Below are 19,670 nucleotides of genomic sequence, written 5' to 3'. Positions count from 1 at the left end.
GGGAGTCTAAGTGGTCGATGCCGAGGACGTCTTGGGGGACGTCCATGGAATGTCTTGGGGGACGTTCCAGGCAGCGCGTTGGCCGGGGCACGTACAACGGGGAGCTTTGAGCGGCCCACCCGTGACGTACGTACCCCGGCAGACCGCCGGACTCCCGGCCGGATCCCGTGGGGGGAATCCGCACCGGGTATAGGGGAAGCGCCCCGCCCGCCAACCCGTGGGGGGATTGGTGGGCGGGGCGCTTCTGTGTTTCTTTGGGGCTCGGTTCGCCTCCGGGGCGCTGGAGCCGATGTCGAGTCGGCGATCGTGCTCGACCCTCCTTCGTCGGGCCTCCGCGCTCCCCCAAGCTCTCGGCTTCGCTCGAGCAGGGGGGACCCCCATGCTCTCTCGACACAGGCGCGCCCCTTCGGCTCACTCGCCGGGGGTTGGGGTCATCCCGAACCCAGGGGGCTGCAAGCGATCGGGTCAGCGGGCCTCGACGGGGACGAAGTCGCGGAGGACCTCGCCCGTGTAGATCTGGCGCGGGCGTCCGATGCGGGAACCCGGCTCCTTGATCATCTCGTGCCACTGGGCGATCCAGCCCGGCAGGCGGCCGAGCGCGAACAGGACCGTGAACATCTCGGTCGGGAAGCCCATCGCGCGGTAGATCAGACCCGTGTAGAAGTCCACGTTCGGGTACAGGTTGCGCGAGACGAAGTAGTCGTCGGAGAGCGCGTGCTCTTCCAGCTTCAGCGCGATGTCGAGCAGCTCGTCGGACTTGCCGAGGGCCGACAGGACGTCGTGCGCGGCGGCCTTGATGATCTTCGCGCGCGGGTCGAAGCTCTTGTAGACCCGGTGGCCGAAGCCCATCAGACGGACGCCGTCCTCCTTGTTCTTCACCTTGCGGATGAAGGAGTCGACGTCGCCGCCGTTGGCCTGGATGCCTTCCAGCATCTCCAGGACCGACTGGTTGGCGCCACCGTGCAGGGGGCCCCACAGGGCGCTGATGCCGGCGGAGATCGAGGCGAACATGTTCGCCTGCGAGGAGCCGACCAGACGCACGGTGGAGGTCGAACAGTTCTGCTCGTGGTCCGCGTGCAGGATCAGGAGCTTGTCGAGCGCCGAGACGACGACCGGGTCCAGCTCGTACTCCTGCGCCGGGACCGAGAACGTCATCCGCAGGAAGTTCTCGACGTAGCCGAGGTCGTTGCGCGGGTAGACGAACGGGTGGCCGATCGACTTCTTGTACGCGTACGCCGCGATCGTCGGAAGCTTGGCGAGCAGCCGGATCGTCGAGAGGTGACGCTGCTTCTCGTCGAACGGGTTGTGGCTGTCCTGGTAGAACGTGGACAGCGCGGAGACGACCGAGGACAGCATCGCCATCGGGTGCGCGTCGCGCGGGAAGCCGTCGAAGAAGCGCTTGACGTCCTCGTGCAGCAGCGTGTGCTGGGTGATCTCGCTCTTGAACGTCGACTGCTGGTCGACCGTCGGCAGCTCACCGTTGATGAGCAGGTACGCGACCTCCAGGAAGGTCGAGCGCTCGGCGAGCTGCTCGATCGGGTAGCCGCGGTAACGCAGGATGCCCTGCTCGCCGTCGAGGTAGGTGATGGCGGATTTATAGGCGGCGGTATTGCCGTATCCGCTGTCCAGGGTCACGAGACCGGTCTGGGCCCGGAGCTTCCCGATGTCGAAGCCCTTGTCGCCGACGGTGCTGTCGATCACCGGGTAGGTGTACTCGCCATCGCCGAACCGCAGTACTACAGAGTTGTCGCTCACGTCATCCCTCACCGACGTAGTGCCTCTTCTTCGAGGTGCCCTGACTGTCTCTACCATCCCCCATTTGGCTCAGCAGAGTGCACTCGGGGTCGCCCATTGGGCTCATCAGCGGCACTCAGTGCCGTCAACCTGCTCATCCTGCCCCCTTCGCCCCGGTTGCGGAAGCCCCAGGTGATGTTTCACACCAAGACGCCCCCTGACAGCCGATGAGCGAGTGCGGTAAAGCGTCTGCCTGCGGAAACCGTACGCACTGCCTGGCCGATCGCCTTGCGGGACCCCACCAGTACGACGAGTTTTCTGGCGCGGGTCACCGCCGTATAGAGCAGGTTCCGCTGGAGCATCATCCACGCGCCGGTGGTGACCGGGATCACCACCGCCGGGTACTCACTGCCCTGCGAGCGGTGGATGGTCACCGCGTACGCATGGGCCAGCTCGTCCAGTTCGTCGAAGTCGTACGGCACCTCCTCGTCCTCGTCCGTCAGCACCGTCAGACGCTGTTCGTCCAGGTCGAGCGCGGTCACCACGCCGACGGTGCCGTTGAAGACACCGTTCTTGCCCTTCTCGTAATTGTTCCGGATCTGCGTGACCTTGTCGCCCACCCGGAACACCCTTCCGCCGGACCGCTTCTCCGGCAGGTCGGGGCGGGCCGGGGTGATGGCCTGCTGGAGGAGGCCGTTGAGGTTGCCCGCGCCCGCCGGGCCGCGGTGCATCGGGGCGAGCACCTGGACGTCGCGCCGGGGGTCGAGGCCGAACTTGGCGGGGATGCGCCGCGCCGCCACGTCCACCGTGAGCCGCCCGGCGTCCTCGGTCTCCTCCTCCACGAAGTGGAAGAAGTCGCTGAGGCCCTGGGTGAGGGGCGGGACACCGGAGTTGATGCGGTGGGCGTTGGTGACCACGCCGGACTGCTGGGCCTGGCGGAAGATGCGGGTCAGCCGGACCCTGGGCACCGGGCCGCCCTCGGCGAGCAGGTCCCGCAGCACCTCGCCCGCGCCGACCGAGGGCAGCTGGTCCACGTCCCCGACCATCAGCAGGTGCGCGCCCGGGGCGACCGCCTTCACCAGCTTGTTGGCGAGCAGCAGGTCGAGCATCGAGGCTTCGTCGACCACCACCAGATCGGCGTCGAGCGGGCGGTCCTTGTCGTACGCCGCGTCGCCGCCCGGTTTCAGCTCCAGCAGGCGGTGCACCGTGGACGCTTCGGCGCCGGTGAGCTCGGCGAGCCGCTTGGCGGCCCGGCCGGTCGGCGCGGCGAGCACCACCTTCGCCTTCTTGGCCCGGGCGAGCTCGACGACCGAGCGGACGGTGAAGGACTTGCCGCAGCCGGGGCCACCGGTGAGCACCGCGACCTTGCTGGTCAGGGCGAGCCGGACGGCCTGCTGCTGCTCGGGGGCGAGCTCGGCGCCGGTGCGCTGGGCGAGCCAGGACAGGGCCCGGTCCCAGTCCACGTCCTGGAAGCCCGGCATCCGGTCCTCGCCGGTCCGCAGCAACCGGACGACCTGGGCGGCGAGGGAGAGCTCGGCGCGGTGGAAGGGCACCAGATAGACCGCGTTGACCCGGTCCGCCGCGCCGCCCCGCGGGCCCGGCACCGCCTCCCGGACCACCCCCTCCTCGGCGACCAGCTCCCCCAGGCAGTCGATCACCAGGCCCGTGTCGACCTGGAGGAGCTTCACCGAGTCCGCGATGAGTTGCTCCTCGGGCAGGAAGCAGTGGCCCTGGTCGGTGGACTGGGACAGTGCGTACTGCAAGCCGGCCTTGACGCGCTCCGGGCTGTCGTGGGGGATGCCGACGGCCTGGGCGATGCGGTCGGCGGTGAGGAAGCCGATGCCCCAGACGTCGGTGGCCAGCCGGTAGGGCTGGTTCTTCACCACGGAGATCGAGGCGTCCTCGTACTTCTTGTAGATGCGCACGGCGATGGAGGTGGAGACGCCGACCCCCTGGAGGAAGACCATCACTTCCTTGATGGCCTTCTGCTCCTCCCAGGCGGCTCCGATCAGCTTGGTGCGCTTGGGGCCGAGGCCCGGCACCTCGACCAGGCGCCCCGGCTGCTGCTCGATGATGTCGAGCGTGTCCGTGCCGAAGTGCTCCACGATGCGGTCGGCGATGCGCGGGCCGATGCCCTTGATCAGGCCCGAGCCGAGGTAGCGCCGGATGCCCTGGATGGTGGCGGGCAGGACCGTCGTGTAGTTCTCGACGGTGAACTGCTTGCCGTACTGCGGATGCGAGCCCCAGCGGCCCTCCATCCGCAGCGACTCGCCCGGCTGCGCGCCGAGCAGCGAGCCGACCACCGTGAGGAGATCGCTACCGCCGCGCCCGGTGTCCACCCGGGCGACCGTGTAGCCGTTCTCCTCGTTGGCGTACGTGATCCGCTCCAGGACCCCTTCGACCACCGCGAGATTGGACATGATCCGACGCTACCGGTGAGCTCGGACAACGGTGGGTGCCTGTGGATAACTTTCCCCGCGGGCGGGGCCCTTCGGGCCGGGCCTCCCGGTCCGGGCGGCCGCGCGTTCAAAGGGATCCCGGAGTTCAAGGGGATCCGGGAGTTCCCAGGGATCCGGAAGTTCAAGGGGGCCCGGTCCGTATGACCGGGCCCCTCGATTCCCTCCCCATTCCCTCCCCAACCGGCGTCCCCTCGGATCCCCCCAGACCCTCCCCTGGAACGCCGACACCCACTTAGACACCCGTCACCCCACAAGGGTTGCACGACTGCGGGCAGTAATTTTTCCGGAATCCCGACGTGCCGATCCGTACGGGTTCACGCCACCCCCAGACGCCCCCATACCGGGTCACACCGCCTTCAAGTACCCCCCGTCCACCACGAAGTCCGCCCCCGTCGTGCTGCCCGACCTCGGGGAGACCAGCAGGGCCACCGCGTCCGCTATCTCCTGCGGGGTCACCAACCGGCCCGTGGAGACGTTCATCATCCGGGGGGCCAGGGTGTCCATCACCGTGTCGCGGTCCGAGCCCGCCATCGCCGCGATGATGTCCGCCGCGCCGCCCTCCTCGGTCCACCACGCCGTCCGTACCGCCCCGGGCGAGACCGTGTTGAAGCGGACGCCCTGCGGGGCGTACTCCTCCGAGAGGACCTTCGTGAAGTTGTTCAGGGCCGCCTTCGCCGCGCCGTACTCCGCGTTGCCGACCGCGGGCTGACGCGCCAGGCCCGTGGAGACGTTGACGACGGCGCCGCCGCCGTCGGCGAGCAGGTGCGGCAGGGCGGCGCGGACCGCCCGTACCGCCGAGAACAGGTTGAACTCGAAGATCGCGGCCCAGTCCGCGTCCGCCGCGTCCAGGAACGAGGTGCGCGGCAGGCTCACGCCCGGCGGCGGGCCGCCCGCGTTGTTGACCAGGATGTCCAGACCGCCGAACTCCTCGACGGTCCGGGCCACCACGCGCGCGGGGGCCTCGGGGTCCATGAGGTCGGCCAGTACGTGGACGAGCTCGGGGCGGGCCAGCTTCTCCAGCTCCGGGCTGGTGCGGCGGGAGACCGCGACCACCCGCGCGCCCTCGTCGAGCAGCGTGCGCACCACCGCCAGGCCGATGCCCTTCGAGGCACCGGTGACGAGCGCGGAACGGCCGGAAAGGTGCAGGTCCATGGGGTTGTCTCCTCGGGGTGCGGCCCTCGCCCGGACGGGCGAACCGGAGGCCGTGCACCCGATCCTGTTCCGCCGCGCCCCCGCTCGCTGGCGGGAATCCGGCACCGCGTTCCGCCCCCGCCCCTCACGCCCCCTCGGCCGGCCCCTGCGCGCGCGTGGGCTCCGTGCCATGGCTCCCGCCCGCGCCCAAGCCCAAGCCGTAGCCCTACGCGCGCGCAGGCCCCGTCGAACCCCGGACCATCAACTCCCCGTGCACCGTGGCGATCCCGCCCGGCGGCACCGGCTCCTTGCCCATCGCGAGCCGGCCCGCCCGCGCCCCGGCCTCGTACAGCGGCAGCCGTACCGTCGTCAGGGCGGGGACCGCGTCCGTGCTGAACGGGAGGTCGTCGAAGCCCGCCACCGAGACGTCGCCGGGGACGGACAGGCCGCGGTCGCGCAGGGCCGCGCAGGCGCCGAGCGCGACCGTGTCGTTGGCGGTGACCACGGCGGTCAACGACGGGTCCAGGCGCAGGAGTTCGAGGGTCGCGTCATAGCCGGAGCGGCGGTCGTACGAGCCGTGGACGAGCGGGCCGGGCGCCACGCGCGCGTCCGCGAGCGCGGCCAGGTGGCCCTCGACGCGGTGCCGGGTCGTGGTGCGCTCCTCGGGGCCCGCCACATAGCCGATGCGGCGGTGGCCGAGCCCGAGCAGGTGCTCCGTCAGCCGGCGGCTGCCGCCCCGGTTGTCGAAGGTGAGCGTCGCGGCGACGGGTCCGGCCTCGGTGCCGGTCCCGGAGTGCGTCAGCGGCGGCCGCCCGCACAGCACGATCCGCGAACCCGCCTCCGCCAGCCGCCCCAGCTTCGCCGCGACCGCCGCCGCGTGGCCGGGGTCCTCCAGGGCGCCGCCGGTGAGGATGACGGCCGCCGCGCGCTGGCGCTGGAGCAGGGTGAGGTAGGTGAGTTCGCGCTCCGGCGAGCCGCCCGTGTTGCAGACCACGGCCAGCTTCTCGCGGGCCCCGGGGCCGCCGCCGATCTCCGACTGGGCCGCCCCCGCCATGATGCCGAAGAAGGGGTCGGCGATGTCGTTGACGAGTATCCCGACCAGGTCGGACGTGGCGGCGGCGAGCGAACTCGCGGGCCCGTTCAGGACGTAATCCAGCTCGTCGACGGCCCGCAGAACGCGCTCACGGGTGGCCGCGGCGACCGGGTAGTTGCCGTTGAGCACCCGCGAGACGGTCGCCGGGGACACCCGGGCGCGCGCCGCCACATCCGCCAGGGTCGCTGTCATCTCTGCCTCCGGGCAACTCTTGTGGGCACATGGGGTGGTCCGCCGCGCGCCTCTTGTCGGCAGCGCTGTGCGCAGGCTAGCGTCCCCCTCGATAGAAAGCGCTTGCTACCGCGTCCACCGGGTACGGAACCGGATACAGAAAACCGGTCGGGCATCCGGTACCGAAGGGACCTCGCATGACACCGACGCGCCGGACCGTGCGGATCGCCATGAACGGCGTCACCGGCCGCATGGGCTACCGCCAGCACCTCGTACGCTCCCTGCTCGCCCTGCGCGACCAGGGCGGTCTGGACCTCGGCGACGGCACGGTCCTGTGGCCCGAACCCGTCCTGGTGGGCCGCCGCGAGCCCGCGCTGCGGGCCATCGCCGAGCGGCACGGCCTCGCCCACTGGTCCACGGACCTGGACGCGGTGCTCGCCGACGACACCGTCGAGATCTACTTCGACGCCCAGGTCACCTCCGCCCGCGAGGAGTCCCTCGCCAAGGCGATCGCCGCGGGCAAGCACGTGTACACCGAGAAGCCCACGTCGACGGGGCTGGCCGGCGCCCTTGAGCTCGCCCGGCTCGCCCGGGCCGCCGGCATCAGGCACGGCGTCGTCCAGGACAAGCTCTTCCTGCCGGGCCTGCTGAAGCTGAAGCGGCTGATCGACGGCGGCTTCTTCGGGCGGATCCTGTCGGTGCGGGGCGAGTTCGGCTACTGGGTCTTCGAGGGCGACTGGCAGAGCGCCCAGCGCCCGTCGTGGAACTACCGCGCCCAGGACGGTGGCGGCATCGTCGTGGACATGTTCCCGCACTGGGAGTACGTGCTACACGAGCTCTTCGGCCGCGTCACCTCCGTACAGGCGCTGGCGACCACGCACGTGCCGCAGCGCTGGGACGAGGCGGGCAAGCCGTACGACGCGACCGCCGACGACGCCGCGTACGGGATCTTCCAGCTGGTGGGCGGCGCGGTCGCCCAGATCAACTCCTCCTGGGCCGTGCGCGTGCACCGGGACGAGCTGGTCGAGTTCCAGGTGGACGGCACCGAGGGCTCGGCGGTGGCGGGCTTGCGCACCTGCCGCGCCCAGCACCGCGCCGCGACCCCCAAGCCGGTGTGGAACCCAGACCTCCCGGCCACCGAACCGTTCCGCGAGCAGTGGCAGGAGGTGCCGGACAACACGGAGTTCGACAACGGCTTCAAGGCCCAGTGGGAGCTCTTCCTGCGCCATGTGGCCCTCGGCACCCCGTACCACTGGGATCTGCTGGCGGGCGCGCGCGGAGTGCAGCTGGCCGAGCTGGGGCTGCGGTCCTCGGCCGAGGGCCGCCGCGTCGAGGTGCCGGAGATCGCGCTGTGAGCCTGCTGCTGCCGCGCGCGGACGGGTCGCTCGTCCGGTACGAGCCGCGCCCGGACCCGGTCGTCGTCGCCCCGGGCGGCCCGCTCGTCTCCCGTACGGTCTTCTCGGCGGCGCACGTCGTCGCCGACCCGTATGCCGATGCCGCGCCCGACGGCCCGGCGGCCGTCGACTGGGAGACCACGCTCGCCTTCCGCCGCCATCTGTGGGCGCACGGGCTCGGCGTGGCGGAGGCGATGGACACCGCGCAGCGCGGCATGGGCCTGGACTGGGCCGGGGCCGCCGAGCTGATCCGCCGCTCGGCCGCCGAGGCGCGCGCGACCGGCGGGCGGATCGCGTGCGGGGCGGGCACCGACCAGCTCTCCCCGGGCGCCTCGCTTCCCGAGGTGACAGCCGCGTACGAGGAGCAGCTCGCGGTGGTCGAGGGCGCGGGCGCGCAGGCGGTCCTGATGGCGTCGCGGGCGCTGGCAGCGGTGGCGCGCGGCCCGGAGGACTATCTGGCGGTGTACGGGCGGCTGCTGGAGCAGACCGCCCGGCCGGTGATCCTGCACTGGCTCGGCCCGATGTTCGACCCGGCGCTGGCCGGGTACTGGGGCTCGCCCGACCTCGACGCGGCCACCGAGGCGTTCCTGGGGATCGTCGCCGCCCACGCGGAGAGGATCGACGGCGTCAAGGTGTCGCTGCTCGACGCGGGGCGGGAGGTGGAGCTGCGGCGGCGCCTTCCGGACGGCGTGAAGTGCTACACCGGCGACGACTTCCACTACCCCGAGCTGATCGAGGGCGACGAACAGGGCTTCAGCCACGCCCTGCTGGGGATCTTCGACCCGCTGGGGCCCGTGGCGGCGGACGCGGTACGGGCGCTGGACGCGGGCGATCCCGCGGGCTTCCGCAAGCGTCTGGACCCGACCGTCGAGCTGGCCCGCCACCTCTTCTGGGCGCCGACCCGCTTCTACAAGACGGGTGTGGTGCTGCTCGCCTGGCTGGCGGGCCACCAGGACCACTTCACGATGGTCGGCGGCCTCCAGTCGGCCCGCTCGCTGCCCCATCTGGTGCGGGCCTACGAACTGGCCGACGCTCTGGGTCTGTTCCCCGACCCGGAGGCGGCCGAGTCCCGTATGCGCGCCCTGCTGAAGGTGTACGGAGTCACCTCATGAGCCCTCGCGATCCCCTGGACCTCTCCCGTCTCAGCATCAACCAGATGACCGTGAAGCAGCTCTCGCTGCCCGAACTGGTCGACGCCTGCGTGGAGTCCGGCGTGCCGGGCGTCGGGCTGTGGCGCGAGCCGGTGCGCGCGTACGGCGTCGAGGCGGCCGCGCGGCTCGTGCGGGACGCCGGACTGAGCGTCACCACGCTGTGCCGGGGCGGCTTCTTCACCATGAGCGAGCCCCACGCGCGCGTGAGGGCGCTCGACGACAACCGGGCGGCCATCGACGAGGCGGCGGCGCTGGGCACCGACACCCTGGTGCTGGTCTCGGGCGGACTGCCCGAGGGCAGCCGGGACCTGGCCGGGGCGCGGGAGCGGGTCGCCGACGCCCTGGCCGAGCTCGGGCCGTACGCGCGCGCCCGGGGCGTACGCCTGGCGATCGAGCCGCTGCACCCGATGTACGCCTCGGACCGCTGTGTCGTGTCCACCCTCGGCCAGGCCGTGGACCTCGCCGAGCGGTTCCCGGCGGAGGAGGTGGGGGTCGTCGTCGACACGTACCACGTCTGGTGGGACGACCTGGCCCCGGCCGCCCTGGCCCGCGCGGGGGCGGGCGGCCGCATCCACTCCTTCCAACTGGCCGACTGGATCACGCCGTTGCCCGCCGGTGCCCTGACCGGGCGCGGCCAGCTCGGGGGCGGTGTGATCGACCTGTGGGGCTGGTACGAGCGGGTGGCCGCGGCGGGTTACCCGGGCCCCGTGGAGGTCGAGCTGTTCAACGAGGAGCTGTGGGGGCGGGAGGGGGCGCAGGTGGTGCGGGAGACGGTGGAGCGGTTCGGGGCGGTGATGCGGGCCGGGACGGCCGGGGGCGCCCTGGCCGGCCAGGACCCGGCGGGCCGGTGAGGGGCGGCGTGCGGTACGCGTTCTCCACCCTCGGGGTGCCGGGGCTGCCAGTCCCCGACGTCGTCCGCCTCGCCGTCGCGCACGGCTATGACGGCGTCGAGCTCCGCGCCCACCCCGAGGAGCCGGTGCACCCGGGCATCGGCGCCCGCCAACGGGCGTCCGTGGCGGCGGAGTTCGCGGAGCACGGCGTCCGCGTGCTCACCGTCGCCGGGTACGCGCGCGTGGCCGACCCCGACGACGCCGAGCCGCTCGACGCGCTCGTGGAGCTCGCGCACGACCTCGGCGCCTCGTACGTACGCGTCTTCCCCGGCGGCCGGGGCGGCCCGGACGACGACGGCATCGCCGTGCGGCGGCTGCGGTCGGTGGCCGCGCTCGCCGCCGACCGGGGGGTGCGGGTCCTGCTCGAAACGCATGACTCGCACCGCACGGGCGCGGCCGTCGCCCGCGTCCTGGACCGGGCCGGTGCGCCCGGTCTTGGCGCGCTGTGGGACGTGATGCACACCTGGCTCGGCGGCGAGAGCCCGGCCGAGTCGTACGCGGCGCTCGCCCCGCACCTGGGATACGTCCAGGTCAAGGACATCGCCTCGGCCCAGGACACCACCCCGCTGCCGCTCGGGGCCGGGGTGCTGCCACTCGCGGACTGCCTGGCGCCGCTCGGCCCCGACGGCTGGCTGTGCTGGGAGTACGAGAAGCGCTGGTACCCGGACGCGGCGGAGCTGCCGGGGCTGCTGAGCGCGGGGCGGGAGCGGCTGGCCACGCTGCTCGCCGGGGCGGCGCCGTCGGCGCATCCGCCTCCCCTCGACTCCTGAGCCACTCCCGCCCCGCCCGGAACGCTCGGGCCCCGGCGCCCCGTTCCGGGCGGGTGACGCGCGCCCCCTTGACCGGCAATAACTTTCCGGTTATCGGTTCGGTTTGGAAGTTTCTTCCAGACCTAGGGATGGAGTGCCCGTGTCGCACCGCACCTCCAGCACCTCCAGACGCACCCTCCTCGCCACCGCCGCCGCGACGGCCGCCGCGGCCGCCGTCGGGCCCGCGCTCCCCGCGCACGCCCAGGCCCGGCGCGCCCCCGACGACCGCCTGCGCCGGATCGTCTCCCGGATGTCCCTGGCGGAGAAGGTCGGCCAGCTCTTCGTGATGCGGGTGTACGGACACTCCGCGACCGCACCCGACCAGGCCGACATCGACGCCAACATGAGCGAGATGGGCGTGCGCACCGCCGCCGAGCTCATCGCCAAGTACCACGTCGGCGGCATCATCTACTTCACCTGGGCGCACAACACCCGCGACCCGCACCAGATCGCCGGTCTCTCCAACGGCATCCAGCGGGCCGGCCTCGCCCAGCCCACGCCCGTGCCGCTGCTCATCGCCACCGACCAGGAGCACGGCATCGTCTGCCGGGTCGGCTACCCGGCCACCCTCTTCCCGGGCGCGATGGCGCTCGGCGCCGGGGGGTCGGCGCGCGACGCCCGTACGGTCGGACGCGTCGCCGGGGCCGAGCTGCGTGCGCTGGGGATCCGGCAGAACTACTCCCCCGACGCCGATGTGAACGTCAACCCGGCCAACCCCGTCATCGGCGTCCGCTCCTTCGGCGCCGACCCGGCCGCGGTCGCCCGCATGGTGGCGGCCGAGGTGCGCGGCTACCAGGAGGCGGGGATCGCGGCGACCGCCAAGCACTTCCCCGGGCACGGCGACACCACGGTCGACAGCCACACCGGCATCCCGGTGATCACCCACACCCGCGAGGAGTGGGAGCGGCTGGACGCGCCGCCGTTCCGGGCCGCGGTCGCCGCCGGGATCGACTCGGTCATGACGGCGCACATCCAGTTCCCGGCGCTGGACGCGACCAACGACCCGGCGACGCTGTCGCACCCGATCCTCACCGGCATCCTGCGCGAGGAGCTCGGCTACCGCGGGGTGATCGTCACCGATTCGCTCGGCATGCAGGGCGTACGGGACAAGTACGGAGACGACCGGGTGCCGGTGCTCGCCCTGAAGGCCGGAGCCGACCAGCTGCTCAACCCGCCGGACCTGGCGGTGGCCTGGAACGGTGTGATGGCGGCGGTCACCAGCGGCGAGATCAGCGAGGCCCGGCTCGACGAATCGATCCTGCGGATCCTGGCACTCAAGGAGCGGCGGGGCCTGTTCAGCCACCCGTACGTCTCGCGGTCCGGCGTGGACCGGGTGGTGGGCACCCGGCCGCACCTGGCCGCCGCCGACGCGGTGGCCGAGCGGACGACGACGCTGCTCGCCAACGCGGGCGGGCTGTTGCCGCTGTCGCGGCGGCGCCACCGGAACGTGCTGGTCGTGGGCGCCGACCCGGCGTCGCCGTCCGGGACGACCGGCCCCCCGACGGCCGTTCTGGCGAAGGCCCTGAACGAACTGGGCTTCACCGCGACCGCGCTGCCGACCGGGACCCTGCCCTCGCAGGCGCAGATCGACGCGGCGGTGGCGGCGGCGCGCGGCAGGGACGCGGTGGTCGTCGGCACGTACAACGCGGGGGCGGGAGGGGCGCAGGCCCGGCTGGTGGCGGCGCTCGGCGCGACCGGCGTGCCGGTGGTGCACCTCGCGATCCGCAACCCGTACGACATCGCGCACCTCAGCGGGTACGCGGCCTCGCTCGCCACCTACTCCTGGACGGACGTCGAACTGCGGGCGGCGGTACGGGTCCTGGCGGGACGGGCCGAGCCCGCCGGGCGGCTGCCGGTGGCGGTGCCGCGCGGGGACCATCCGACCCGGGTTCTGTACCCGATCGGGTACGGGCTGTCGTACCAGAGATAACCCCCGGGCCCTCTGGCGTGTTCTCCGCGTGAGCGGTCACGCTGGTGCGGGGGGTCGGACATGTACGAGTACGGTGCCACAAGGCTGGTTCGGGCCGTTTTGGCCGCTGGGTGGGGCGGGGTGCTGCTCCTGACGGGCTGCCAGCGGGCCCCGGCCACCCCGGCTCCCCCGGCCTCGTCCGCCGCGCCGTCCTACGGCGCCACGTTCCTGGGGAGCGGGGACTGTGCGGCGCGGGGGCAGGCGTTCCGTGAGGTGCCGTGCACCAGTGAGCGGGCGGTGGCGCGGGTGCTGGTGCGGCGGGAGGGTGCGCGGGCGGGCGGGGCGGTGGAGTGCCCGCTGTCCACGGACTTCGTGCTGTACATCGGGGGCGAGGGGGCCTCCGGTTACGCCTGTATGCGCAACCTGGAGGCGCCGCATCCCGGTGACCCAGGGATGGGTGGCGGCCCCTTCACCGTGGTGGGTGATTGCGTGTACCGGGCGGGGGTGGGGCAGGTGAAGGAGACGCCGTGCGACGGCTCGGGCGCCAACGCCCCTGAGTTCAGGGTGACTTCGGCGGTGCCGCGCCGCCCGGACTGCCCGGCGTCGACGGCCCTGTATGTGGAGCTGCCGGGGGCTGGGGAGGGGGTGGGGTGCGCGCGGCGCCTGTGATCCCCACCCCACCCCTTCCTGGCCGGCCCGCGGACGAACCCCTGGCCCCTACGGGCGCAGGGTCGGCTCGCGCTCGATGGACTGGCGGTCCAGGGCCGCGTCGTAGCGCGCCAGGGGCCTGGCCTGGGTCGCGGTCGTCGCGGGCACGCCCGCCCAGCGCAGGATCGCCGACGTCGCCGCCGCCTTCTCCGCCGCCGCCAGACCCGCCACCTTCGAGCCGTGGTTGCCGCCCGCGACCGTGTACACGTACGAGTCACGCGCCCCGGAGCCGAGGCGGAAGCGCTCCGCGCCCCACGGGTCGTTCTGGCCGTACACGTACAGCATGTGGTCGGCGTGGTGCCGGACCCAGGCGTCGACCTGCGGCATCGCCGACGGGTGGAAGCGCATCGGGATGGAGCGCGGCACGAAGTGGCGCGGCGGCTGGTAGCCGTAGCGGCTCAGGCCGCCGAGCCAGGGCTGCTTGATGGTCGGCGAGCCGAGCTGCGTGCCCGCCTGGTAGTAGTACGGCGTGTACGGCTCCAGGCCCTGGTCCGTGTAGAAGGAGAAGCCGGAGATCGTGTCGACCGTGTCCCAGATCGCCTGGTCGGTGGCGTGCCGGGCGTCCGCCGGGATGGTGCCGCAGTCCGACAACAGGCTGTACTGCCAGAACGCCCACACGTAGTCGAGCACGACCGCCTCGTACGACTTGTCGAGGGAGCCGGTCGTGGTGAAGGTGTAGCCGTTGGCCTTCGCGTACTCCGCGTACTTGGCCTCCAGCGGCTTGCGGCGCACCAGCGCCTCGCGCTGCACCGCCTCCAGCTTGTCGCGGCACTCCTTGGTGCCGACGTTCCGGAAGAAGCGGTCGTACGCCGAGTCCTCGTTGTTGACGACGTCGTTGGGGGCGACGTAGGCCACCACGCCGTCCATGTCCTTGGGATAGAAGCGCTTGTAGTACGTCGCCGTCATCCCGCCCTTCGAGCCGCCGGTGGTCAGCCAGTTCTTGGCGTACACCGGCTTGAGGGCCTCGAAGATGCTGTGCTGGTCGCTGGCCGCCTGCCAGATGTCCAGCTTGCTCCAGTCCGCCGGGGCGGGCCGGGACGGGGTGAAGTAGCGGTACTCGACCGAGACCTGGTTGCCGTCCACGATCTGGGTGGGCTCGCTGCGGCTCGGGTTGGTCGACACGCTGTAGCCGCTGGTGTACATGACCGTCGGGCGGCTGGTGTCCTTGTGCAGCAGGGTGATCCGCTGCTGGAAGGTGCCGGCGGCCGGGTTGTGGTGGTCCACCCGCTGGGTGAAGTTGAGGACGAAGTACCGGTAGCCGGGGTACGGCTTCTCCTCGATGAGACTCACCCCGGGTATCGCCAGGATGCGGTCTTTGATGTCCGGTGCGGTGAGGTCCGGCTCGGCGGCGGTGGCCGCCCCTGCCGTGGCTCCCACCACGCTCACCGTGCCTATGAGCACGACGAGTGAAAGAAGCCATCTGAGCGTCTTGCGCATGCACTCTCCCCTGGGGTCACGACGTGACGCGATCATCGTGAACCTAGCGGGGTCAACACCCGCGCCACCAGACCCAATTGACCCGGCGCCGCGTTATGGCAGCGTTGTCATCCTCTGTTCAGGCCCGGCTCAGCACAGGATCCAGCCCGTCGAGCCGCCGCTGCCCGCCACCGAGCCGGACGCCCGTACACAGCGGTTGATCGCGTGCACCGAGACCGGGCCCGCCTGCCGGGTGAAGCGGCCGCTGTCGGAGACCGGGCCGCCGCCGCGCGCCTGGATGGTCACGGACATCTGCCGTCTGGCGCCGGGCGACTTGGCCATCGCGACCGCGCACGCGTACCCGTGCGTCTTGTAGACCCGCAGCACGCCGGTGGCGAACGAGACCGTCTTGACCTGTCGTCCACTGCATGGAGCCACCGCGTCGGCGCTCCCCGCGCCCGGACCGAGCACCGTCAGGGCAGCCGTCGCCACCAGCACCGTCAGACCCGGGCCGGCCCGTCCGCCCAGCCCTCGGTTTCCCCCACCGAACACACTTGCCCCCTTCCGTCACATGAGCGTATGTGAGTACGGACGCACGGGGGCTACCGGCGGTTGCGCCGACCCGGGGCCGGGTGGTCAGGCGGCGCTGAGGATCATCCCGAGGAACGTCAGCTCGGCGCCGAGCTGCACGGCCAGGCCGCTCATGCGCAGCTCCTTGGCGCGCCGGGCGCGGTCGGGCACGGCCAGGACCAACAAGAAGGCGAGACCGGCGACGGCGAGTGCCCAGCCCAGCTGGGTGTCGGTCACCCCGTGGGAGCGGCAGTCCGGGTAGAAGTCGCCGTAGGTCAGACACCGGGAGAACCGGTCCGAGCTGGCCACCGCGATCACCGCCAGGACCGTCGCCGGGATCAGTGCGAACGCCGAGAGCACGGCCGCCGTGCGCAGCCGGGGCAGCGAGAGGGTCTGGGTGAGGGCGGGCTCGGGCGCGGTCTTCGTGGTCATGCCCCGATCCAACCGGGGACGGCCCGCCGTGCGGACCGTCCCCGGTACTCATTCGCGTACGTACGCGTACTCAGCCGCTCACACCGCCGCGGGCTCGTCCTCGCCGATGAAGGTGCGCCACAGGCTCGCGTACCGGCCGTCCTGGGCGAGCAGTTCGTCGTGGGTGCCGTCCTCGACGACCCGGCCATGGTCCATCACCACCACCCGGTCCGCGCGGGCGGCCGTGGTGAGGCGATGGGCGACGACCAGCGTGGTGCGGCGGCCGGTGAGCCGCTCGGTGGCCTGGTTGACCTGCGCCTCGGTGGCCAGGTCCAGGGCCGCGGTGGCCTCGTCGAGGAGCAGCACGTCCGGGTCGACGAGCTCGGCGCGGGCCAGCGCGATCAGCTGGCGCTGACCGGCCGAGAGGTTGCGGCCGCGCTCGGCCACCTCGTGGAGGTAGCCGCCGTCCAGGGTGGCGATCATGTCGTGCGCGCCGACCGCGCGGGCCGCCGCCTCGACCTGGGCGTCCGTGGCGTCGGGCCGCCCGTAGGCGATGGCGTCCCGGACGGTCCCGGCGAAGAGGTACGCCTCCTGCGGGACGACGCCCAGGCGGTGGCGGTAGGCGGTGATGTCGAGCGAGCGCAGGTCGGTGCCGTCGACGGTGACCCGGCCGCCGGTCGGGTCGTAGAACCGGGCGACCAGCTTGACCAGCGTCGACTTGCCGGCTCCCGTCTCGCCGACGAAGGCGACGGTCTGCCCGGCCGGGATCCGCAGGGTGACGCCCGACAGGGCCTCCTCCTCGTCGCCGTACGAGAAGTCGACGTCCTCGAAGGCGATGTCGCCCTTGAGCGAGCGGACGTCCAGCGGCTCCTCGGCCGCCGCCGTGGAGGTCGGCTCGCGCAGCAGCTCCTGGATGCGCTTGAGGGAGACGGCCGCCTGCTGGTAGCCGTCGAAGACCTGCGAGAGCTGCTGTACGGGGGCGAAGAACAGGTCGATGTAGAGCAGGTACGCGACGAGCGCGCCGGTCGTCAGGGTGCCCGCGTCGACCCGGTGGGCACCCATGATCAGCACCGCGGCCGCCGCGACCGACGACAGGAGCTGGACGAACGGGAAGTACACCGAGATCAGCCACTGGCCGCGGATGCGGGCCTTGCGGTAGTCGGCGCTGCGGGCGGTGAACCGCTCGGCGCCGTCGCGCTCGCGGCCGAAGGCCTGCACGATCCGCAGTCCGCTCACCGACTCCTGGAGGTCGGCGTTGACCCCCGCGACCCGCTCGCGGGCCAGCTCGTACGCCTTCACGCTCTGCTTGCGGAAGAAGTACGTGCCGATGATCAGCGGCGGCAGGGTGGCGAACACGACGAGGGCGAGCTGGAGGTCGATGACCAGGAGCGCCAGCATGATGCCGAAGAAGGTGACGACGGAGACGAACGCGGTGACCAGGCCGGTCTGCAGGAAGGTGGCCAGCGCGTCGACGTCGGTGGTCATCCGGGTCATGATCCGGCCGGTGAGCTCGCGCTCGTAGTAGTCCAGGCCGAGCCGCTGGAGCTGGGCGAAGATCTTCAGCCGCAGGCTGTAGAGGACGCGCTCGCCGGTGCGCCCGGTCATCCGGGTCTCGCCGAACTGCGCGGCCCACTGGATCGCCACGGTCAGCAGGGCCAGGCCCGCGGCCGCCCACACGGCGCCGAGCGCCAGTTTGGAGACGCCCTGGTCGATGCCGTGCCGGATCAGGACCGGAAGGAGCAGGGACATGCCCGCGTCGACCGCGACCAGCGCGAGGCTGACGGCCAGCGGCCGGCCGAAGCCGCGCAGCAGCCTGCGCAGCCCGTAGGACTCCTCGGGCTGGACGGCCCGGGCCTCGTCGATGCGCGGGGTGTCGTCGGCCGGGGGCAGCGCCTCGACCTGGGCGAGCAGTTCCGGGGTGGCCGGCATGCCGCCGGGGGCGGAGGAGACGGGCTTGTCCTCGCGGATCCACAGCGGGGGCGTGATGCCCCGCTCGGCGTCGAACTCGGCGTCCAGCTCGTCCCGTACGGTGCGGTCCTCCACCGCCTCGACGGGCACGACGTGACCGGGCGAGACCGCGCCCAGCTCGTCGGGGTCGGTCAGCAGCCTGCGGTAGAGCGCCGAGTCGCGCTGGAGCTCCTCGTGGGTGCCGAGGGCGGCCAGGCGGCCCTCGTCGAGGACGGCGATGCGGTCGGCGAGGTTGAGGGTGGAGCGGCGGTGGGCGATGAGCAGCGTGGTGCGCCCGGCCATCACCGACTTGAGGGCCTCGTGGATCTCGTGCTCCACGCGCGCGTCCACGGCCGAGGTGGCGTCGTCCAGGACCAGCAGGCGCGGGTCGGTGAGGATGGCGCGGGCCAGGGCGACGCGCTGGCGCTGGCCGCCGGAGAGGGTGAGGCCGTGCTCGCCGACCGTGGTGTCGTAGCCCTCGGGCAGCTGGGAGATGAAACGGTCCGCCTGCGCGGCGCGCGCGGCGGCCTCGATCTCCTCCTGGGTGGCGTCCGGCTTCCCGTACGCGATGTTGGCGCGCACGGTGTCGGAGAAGAGGAAGCTGTCCTCCGGCACCAGGCCGATGGCGGCGCGCAGCGAGGCCAGGGTCAGCTCGCGCACGTCGTGGCCGCCGACCAGGACGGCTCCGTGGGTGACGTCGTAGAAGCGCGGCAGCAGCAGGGAGACGGTGGACTTGCCGGAGCCGGAGGCGCCGACGACGGCGACGGTCTCGCCGGGGCGGATCTCCAGCGAGAAGCCGTCCAGGACCGGACGCCCGTCCTCGTACCCGAAGCGCACGTCGTCGAACTCGACGGTGGCCGGGGCGTCGGCCGGCAGCTCCTTGGTGCCGTCGGCGATGGACGGCTCGGTGTCGATCAGCTCCAGGACGCGCTCGACGCCGGCCCGGGCCTGCTGGCCCACGGTGAGCACCATGGCCAGCATCCGCACCGGCCCGACGAGCTGCGCCAGATAGGTGGAGAACGCCACGAAGGTGCCCAGCGTGATCTCGCCCCGGGTGGCGAGCCAGCCGCCGAGCGCCAGCATGGCGACCTGGCCGAGCGCGGGGACGGCCTGGAGGGCCGGGGTGTAGCGGGAGTTCAGCTTGATCGTGCGCAGCCGGCCGGCGAAGAGCCTGCGGCCCACCTCGCGGAGCTTGCCGGTCTCCTGGTCCTCCTGGCCGAAGCCCTTGACCACGCGGACGCCCGAGACGGCGCCGTCCACGACGCCCGCGACGGCCGCCGCCTGGCCCTGGGCGTACCAGGTGGCGGGGAAGAGGCGGGTGCGGCTGAGCCGGGCGATGAACCACAGCGCGGGCGCCACGGCCAGCGCGACCACGGTCAGCAGCGGGGAGAGCCAGGCCATCACGGCCAGCGAGATCAGGAAGAGCAGGATGTTGCCGATGGTCATCGGCAACATGAAGAGCAGGCCCTGGATGAGCTGGAGGTCGCTGGTGGCACGGCCGACGACCTGGCCGGTGGAGAGCTCGTCCTGGCGCCGCCCGTCGAGCCGGGTGATCGTCGCGTACATCTCGGTGCGCAGGTCGTGCTGGACGTCGAGGGCGAGGCGGCCACCGTAGTAGCGGCGGATGTACGTCAGTACGTACACGACGAGCGCCGCGGCTATCAGCAGGCCCGTCCAGACCGCCAGGGACCGGGTGTGGGCCCCGATCACATCGTCGATGATCACCTTGGTGACCAGCGGGACCAGAGCCATCACCGCCATGCCGCCGAGCGACGACCCGAGCGCCAGCACGACATCGCGCCGGTACCTCCAGGCGTACCCGGTGAGCCGCCGTGCCCACCCCTGCTCTGCCGCCGTCACTGGTGCCTCCCGTTGGT

At 72.3% G+C, this 19,670-nt stretch carries 14 protein-coding genes; 6 read left to right on the top strand and 8 right to left on the bottom strand.

The window, feature by feature from the left end; all coding sequences use genetic code 11:
* Positions 1 to 465: 465 nt before the first annotated feature.
* From AB0G17_RS26365 to AB0G17_RS26350, 4 genes are all read right to left on the bottom strand, one after another.
* Positions 466 to 1,755: a citrate synthase gene (locus AB0G17_RS26365; protein ID WP_361387685.1), complete on the bottom strand. Its 1,290-nt coding sequence runs from the start codon at positions 1,753 to 1,755 to the stop codon at positions 466 to 468.
* Positions 1,756 to 1,934: 179 nt separating this feature from the next.
* The gene (locus AB0G17_RS26360; RefSeq protein ID WP_361387682.1) at positions 1,935 to 4,154 is read right to left on the bottom strand and encodes an ATP-dependent RecD-like DNA helicase; all 2,220 of its coding nucleotides are present in this window, start codon (positions 4,152 to 4,154) and stop codon (positions 1,935 to 1,937) included.
* Positions 4,155 to 4,538: 384 nt separating this feature from the next.
* Entirely contained in the window at positions 4,539 to 5,345 is an 807-nt protein-coding gene (locus AB0G17_RS26355) for an SDR family oxidoreductase (RefSeq protein ID WP_361387679.1), read from the bottom strand.
* A 205-nt stretch (positions 5,346 to 5,550) separates the two neighbouring features.
* Positions 5,551 to 6,609: a LacI family DNA-binding transcriptional regulator gene (locus AB0G17_RS26350; RefSeq protein WP_361387676.1), complete on the bottom strand. Its 1,059-nt coding sequence runs from the start codon at positions 6,607 to 6,609 to the stop codon at positions 5,551 to 5,553.
* Between the two features lie 176 nt (positions 6,610 to 6,785).
* Here AB0G17_RS26350 and AB0G17_RS26345 point away from each other — a divergent pair, with 176 nt between their 5' ends.
* The 6 genes from AB0G17_RS26345 to AB0G17_RS26320 all read left to right on the top strand — a co-directional run bounded on the left by AB0G17_RS26345 (position 6,786) and on the right by AB0G17_RS26320 (position 13,410).
* Complete coding sequence (locus AB0G17_RS26345) at positions 6,786 to 7,943, top strand: Gfo/Idh/MocA family oxidoreductase (protein ID WP_361387672.1); 1,158 nt, start codon at positions 6,786 to 6,788, stop codon at positions 7,941 to 7,943.
* Complete coding sequence (locus AB0G17_RS26340) at positions 7,940 to 9,094, top strand: dihydrodipicolinate synthase family protein (protein ID WP_361387669.1); 1,155 nt, start codon at positions 7,940 to 7,942, stop codon at positions 9,092 to 9,094. The genes AB0G17_RS26345 and AB0G17_RS26340 overlap by 4 nt, the downstream gene beginning before the upstream one ends.
* The gene (locus AB0G17_RS26335) at positions 9,091 to 9,984 is read left to right on the top strand and encodes a sugar phosphate isomerase/epimerase family protein (RefSeq protein ID WP_361387666.1); all 894 of its coding nucleotides are present in this window, start codon (positions 9,091 to 9,093) and stop codon (positions 9,982 to 9,984) included. The genes AB0G17_RS26340 and AB0G17_RS26335 overlap by 4 nt, the downstream gene beginning before the upstream one ends.
* Positions 9,985 to 9,992: 8 nt before the next feature.
* Positions 9,993 to 10,793 carry a sugar phosphate isomerase/epimerase family protein gene (locus AB0G17_RS26330; RefSeq protein ID WP_361387845.1) on the top strand — a complete coding sequence of 267 codons (801 nt, stop codon included), beginning with the start codon at positions 9,993 to 9,995 and terminating at the stop codon, positions 10,791 to 10,793.
* 139 nt (positions 10,794 to 10,932) lie between these two features.
* The gene (locus AB0G17_RS26325; RefSeq protein ID WP_361387663.1) at positions 10,933 to 12,762 is read left to right on the top strand and encodes a glycoside hydrolase family 3 protein; all 1,830 of its coding nucleotides are present in this window, start codon (positions 10,933 to 10,935) and stop codon (positions 12,760 to 12,762) included.
* 120 nt (positions 12,763 to 12,882) lie between these two features.
* The gene (locus tag AB0G17_RS26320; protein ID WP_361387660.1) at positions 12,883 to 13,410 is read left to right on the top strand and encodes a hypothetical protein; all 528 of its coding nucleotides are present in this window, start codon (positions 12,883 to 12,885) and stop codon (positions 13,408 to 13,410) included.
* A gap of 48 nt (positions 13,411 to 13,458) precedes the next feature.
* On the opposite strand, the gene AB0G17_RS26315 is transcribed toward AB0G17_RS26320, so the two are convergent.
* The 4 genes from AB0G17_RS26315 to AB0G17_RS26300 all read right to left on the bottom strand — a co-directional run bounded on the left by AB0G17_RS26315 (position 13,459) and on the right by AB0G17_RS26300 (position 19,653).
* Positions 13,459 to 14,886, bottom strand: a complete 1,428-nt coding sequence (locus tag AB0G17_RS26315) for a S28 family serine protease (protein WP_361387657.1) — start codon at positions 14,884 to 14,886, stop codon at positions 13,459 to 13,461.
* 129 nt (positions 14,887 to 15,015) lie between these two features.
* The gene (locus tag AB0G17_RS26310) at positions 15,016 to 15,393 is read right to left on the bottom strand and encodes a hypothetical protein (RefSeq protein ID WP_361387842.1); all 378 of its coding nucleotides are present in this window, start codon (positions 15,391 to 15,393) and stop codon (positions 15,016 to 15,018) included.
* A gap of 108 nt (positions 15,394 to 15,501) precedes the next feature.
* Positions 15,502 to 15,867 (bottom strand): hypothetical protein, encoded by a 366-nt coding sequence (locus AB0G17_RS26305; protein WP_361387654.1) that lies wholly within the window; start codon positions 15,865 to 15,867, stop codon positions 15,502 to 15,504.
* Positions 15,868 to 15,945: 78 nt separating this feature from the next.
* Positions 15,946 to 19,653 carry an ABC transporter ATP-binding protein gene (locus AB0G17_RS26300; RefSeq protein ID WP_361387651.1) on the bottom strand — a complete coding sequence of 1,236 codons (3,708 nt, stop codon included), beginning with the start codon at positions 19,651 to 19,653 and terminating at the stop codon, positions 15,946 to 15,948.
* Between the last annotated feature and the right edge of the window lie 17 nt (positions 19,654 to 19,670).

Source organism: Streptomyces sp. NPDC023838 (genome assembly GCF_040639555.1).
Lineage (GTDB): Bacteria > Actinomycetota > Actinomycetes > Streptomycetales > Streptomycetaceae > Streptomyces.
The sequence above is the reverse complement of the archived record's forward strand: the minus strand, read 5'-3'. Positions and strand labels throughout refer to the sequence as shown.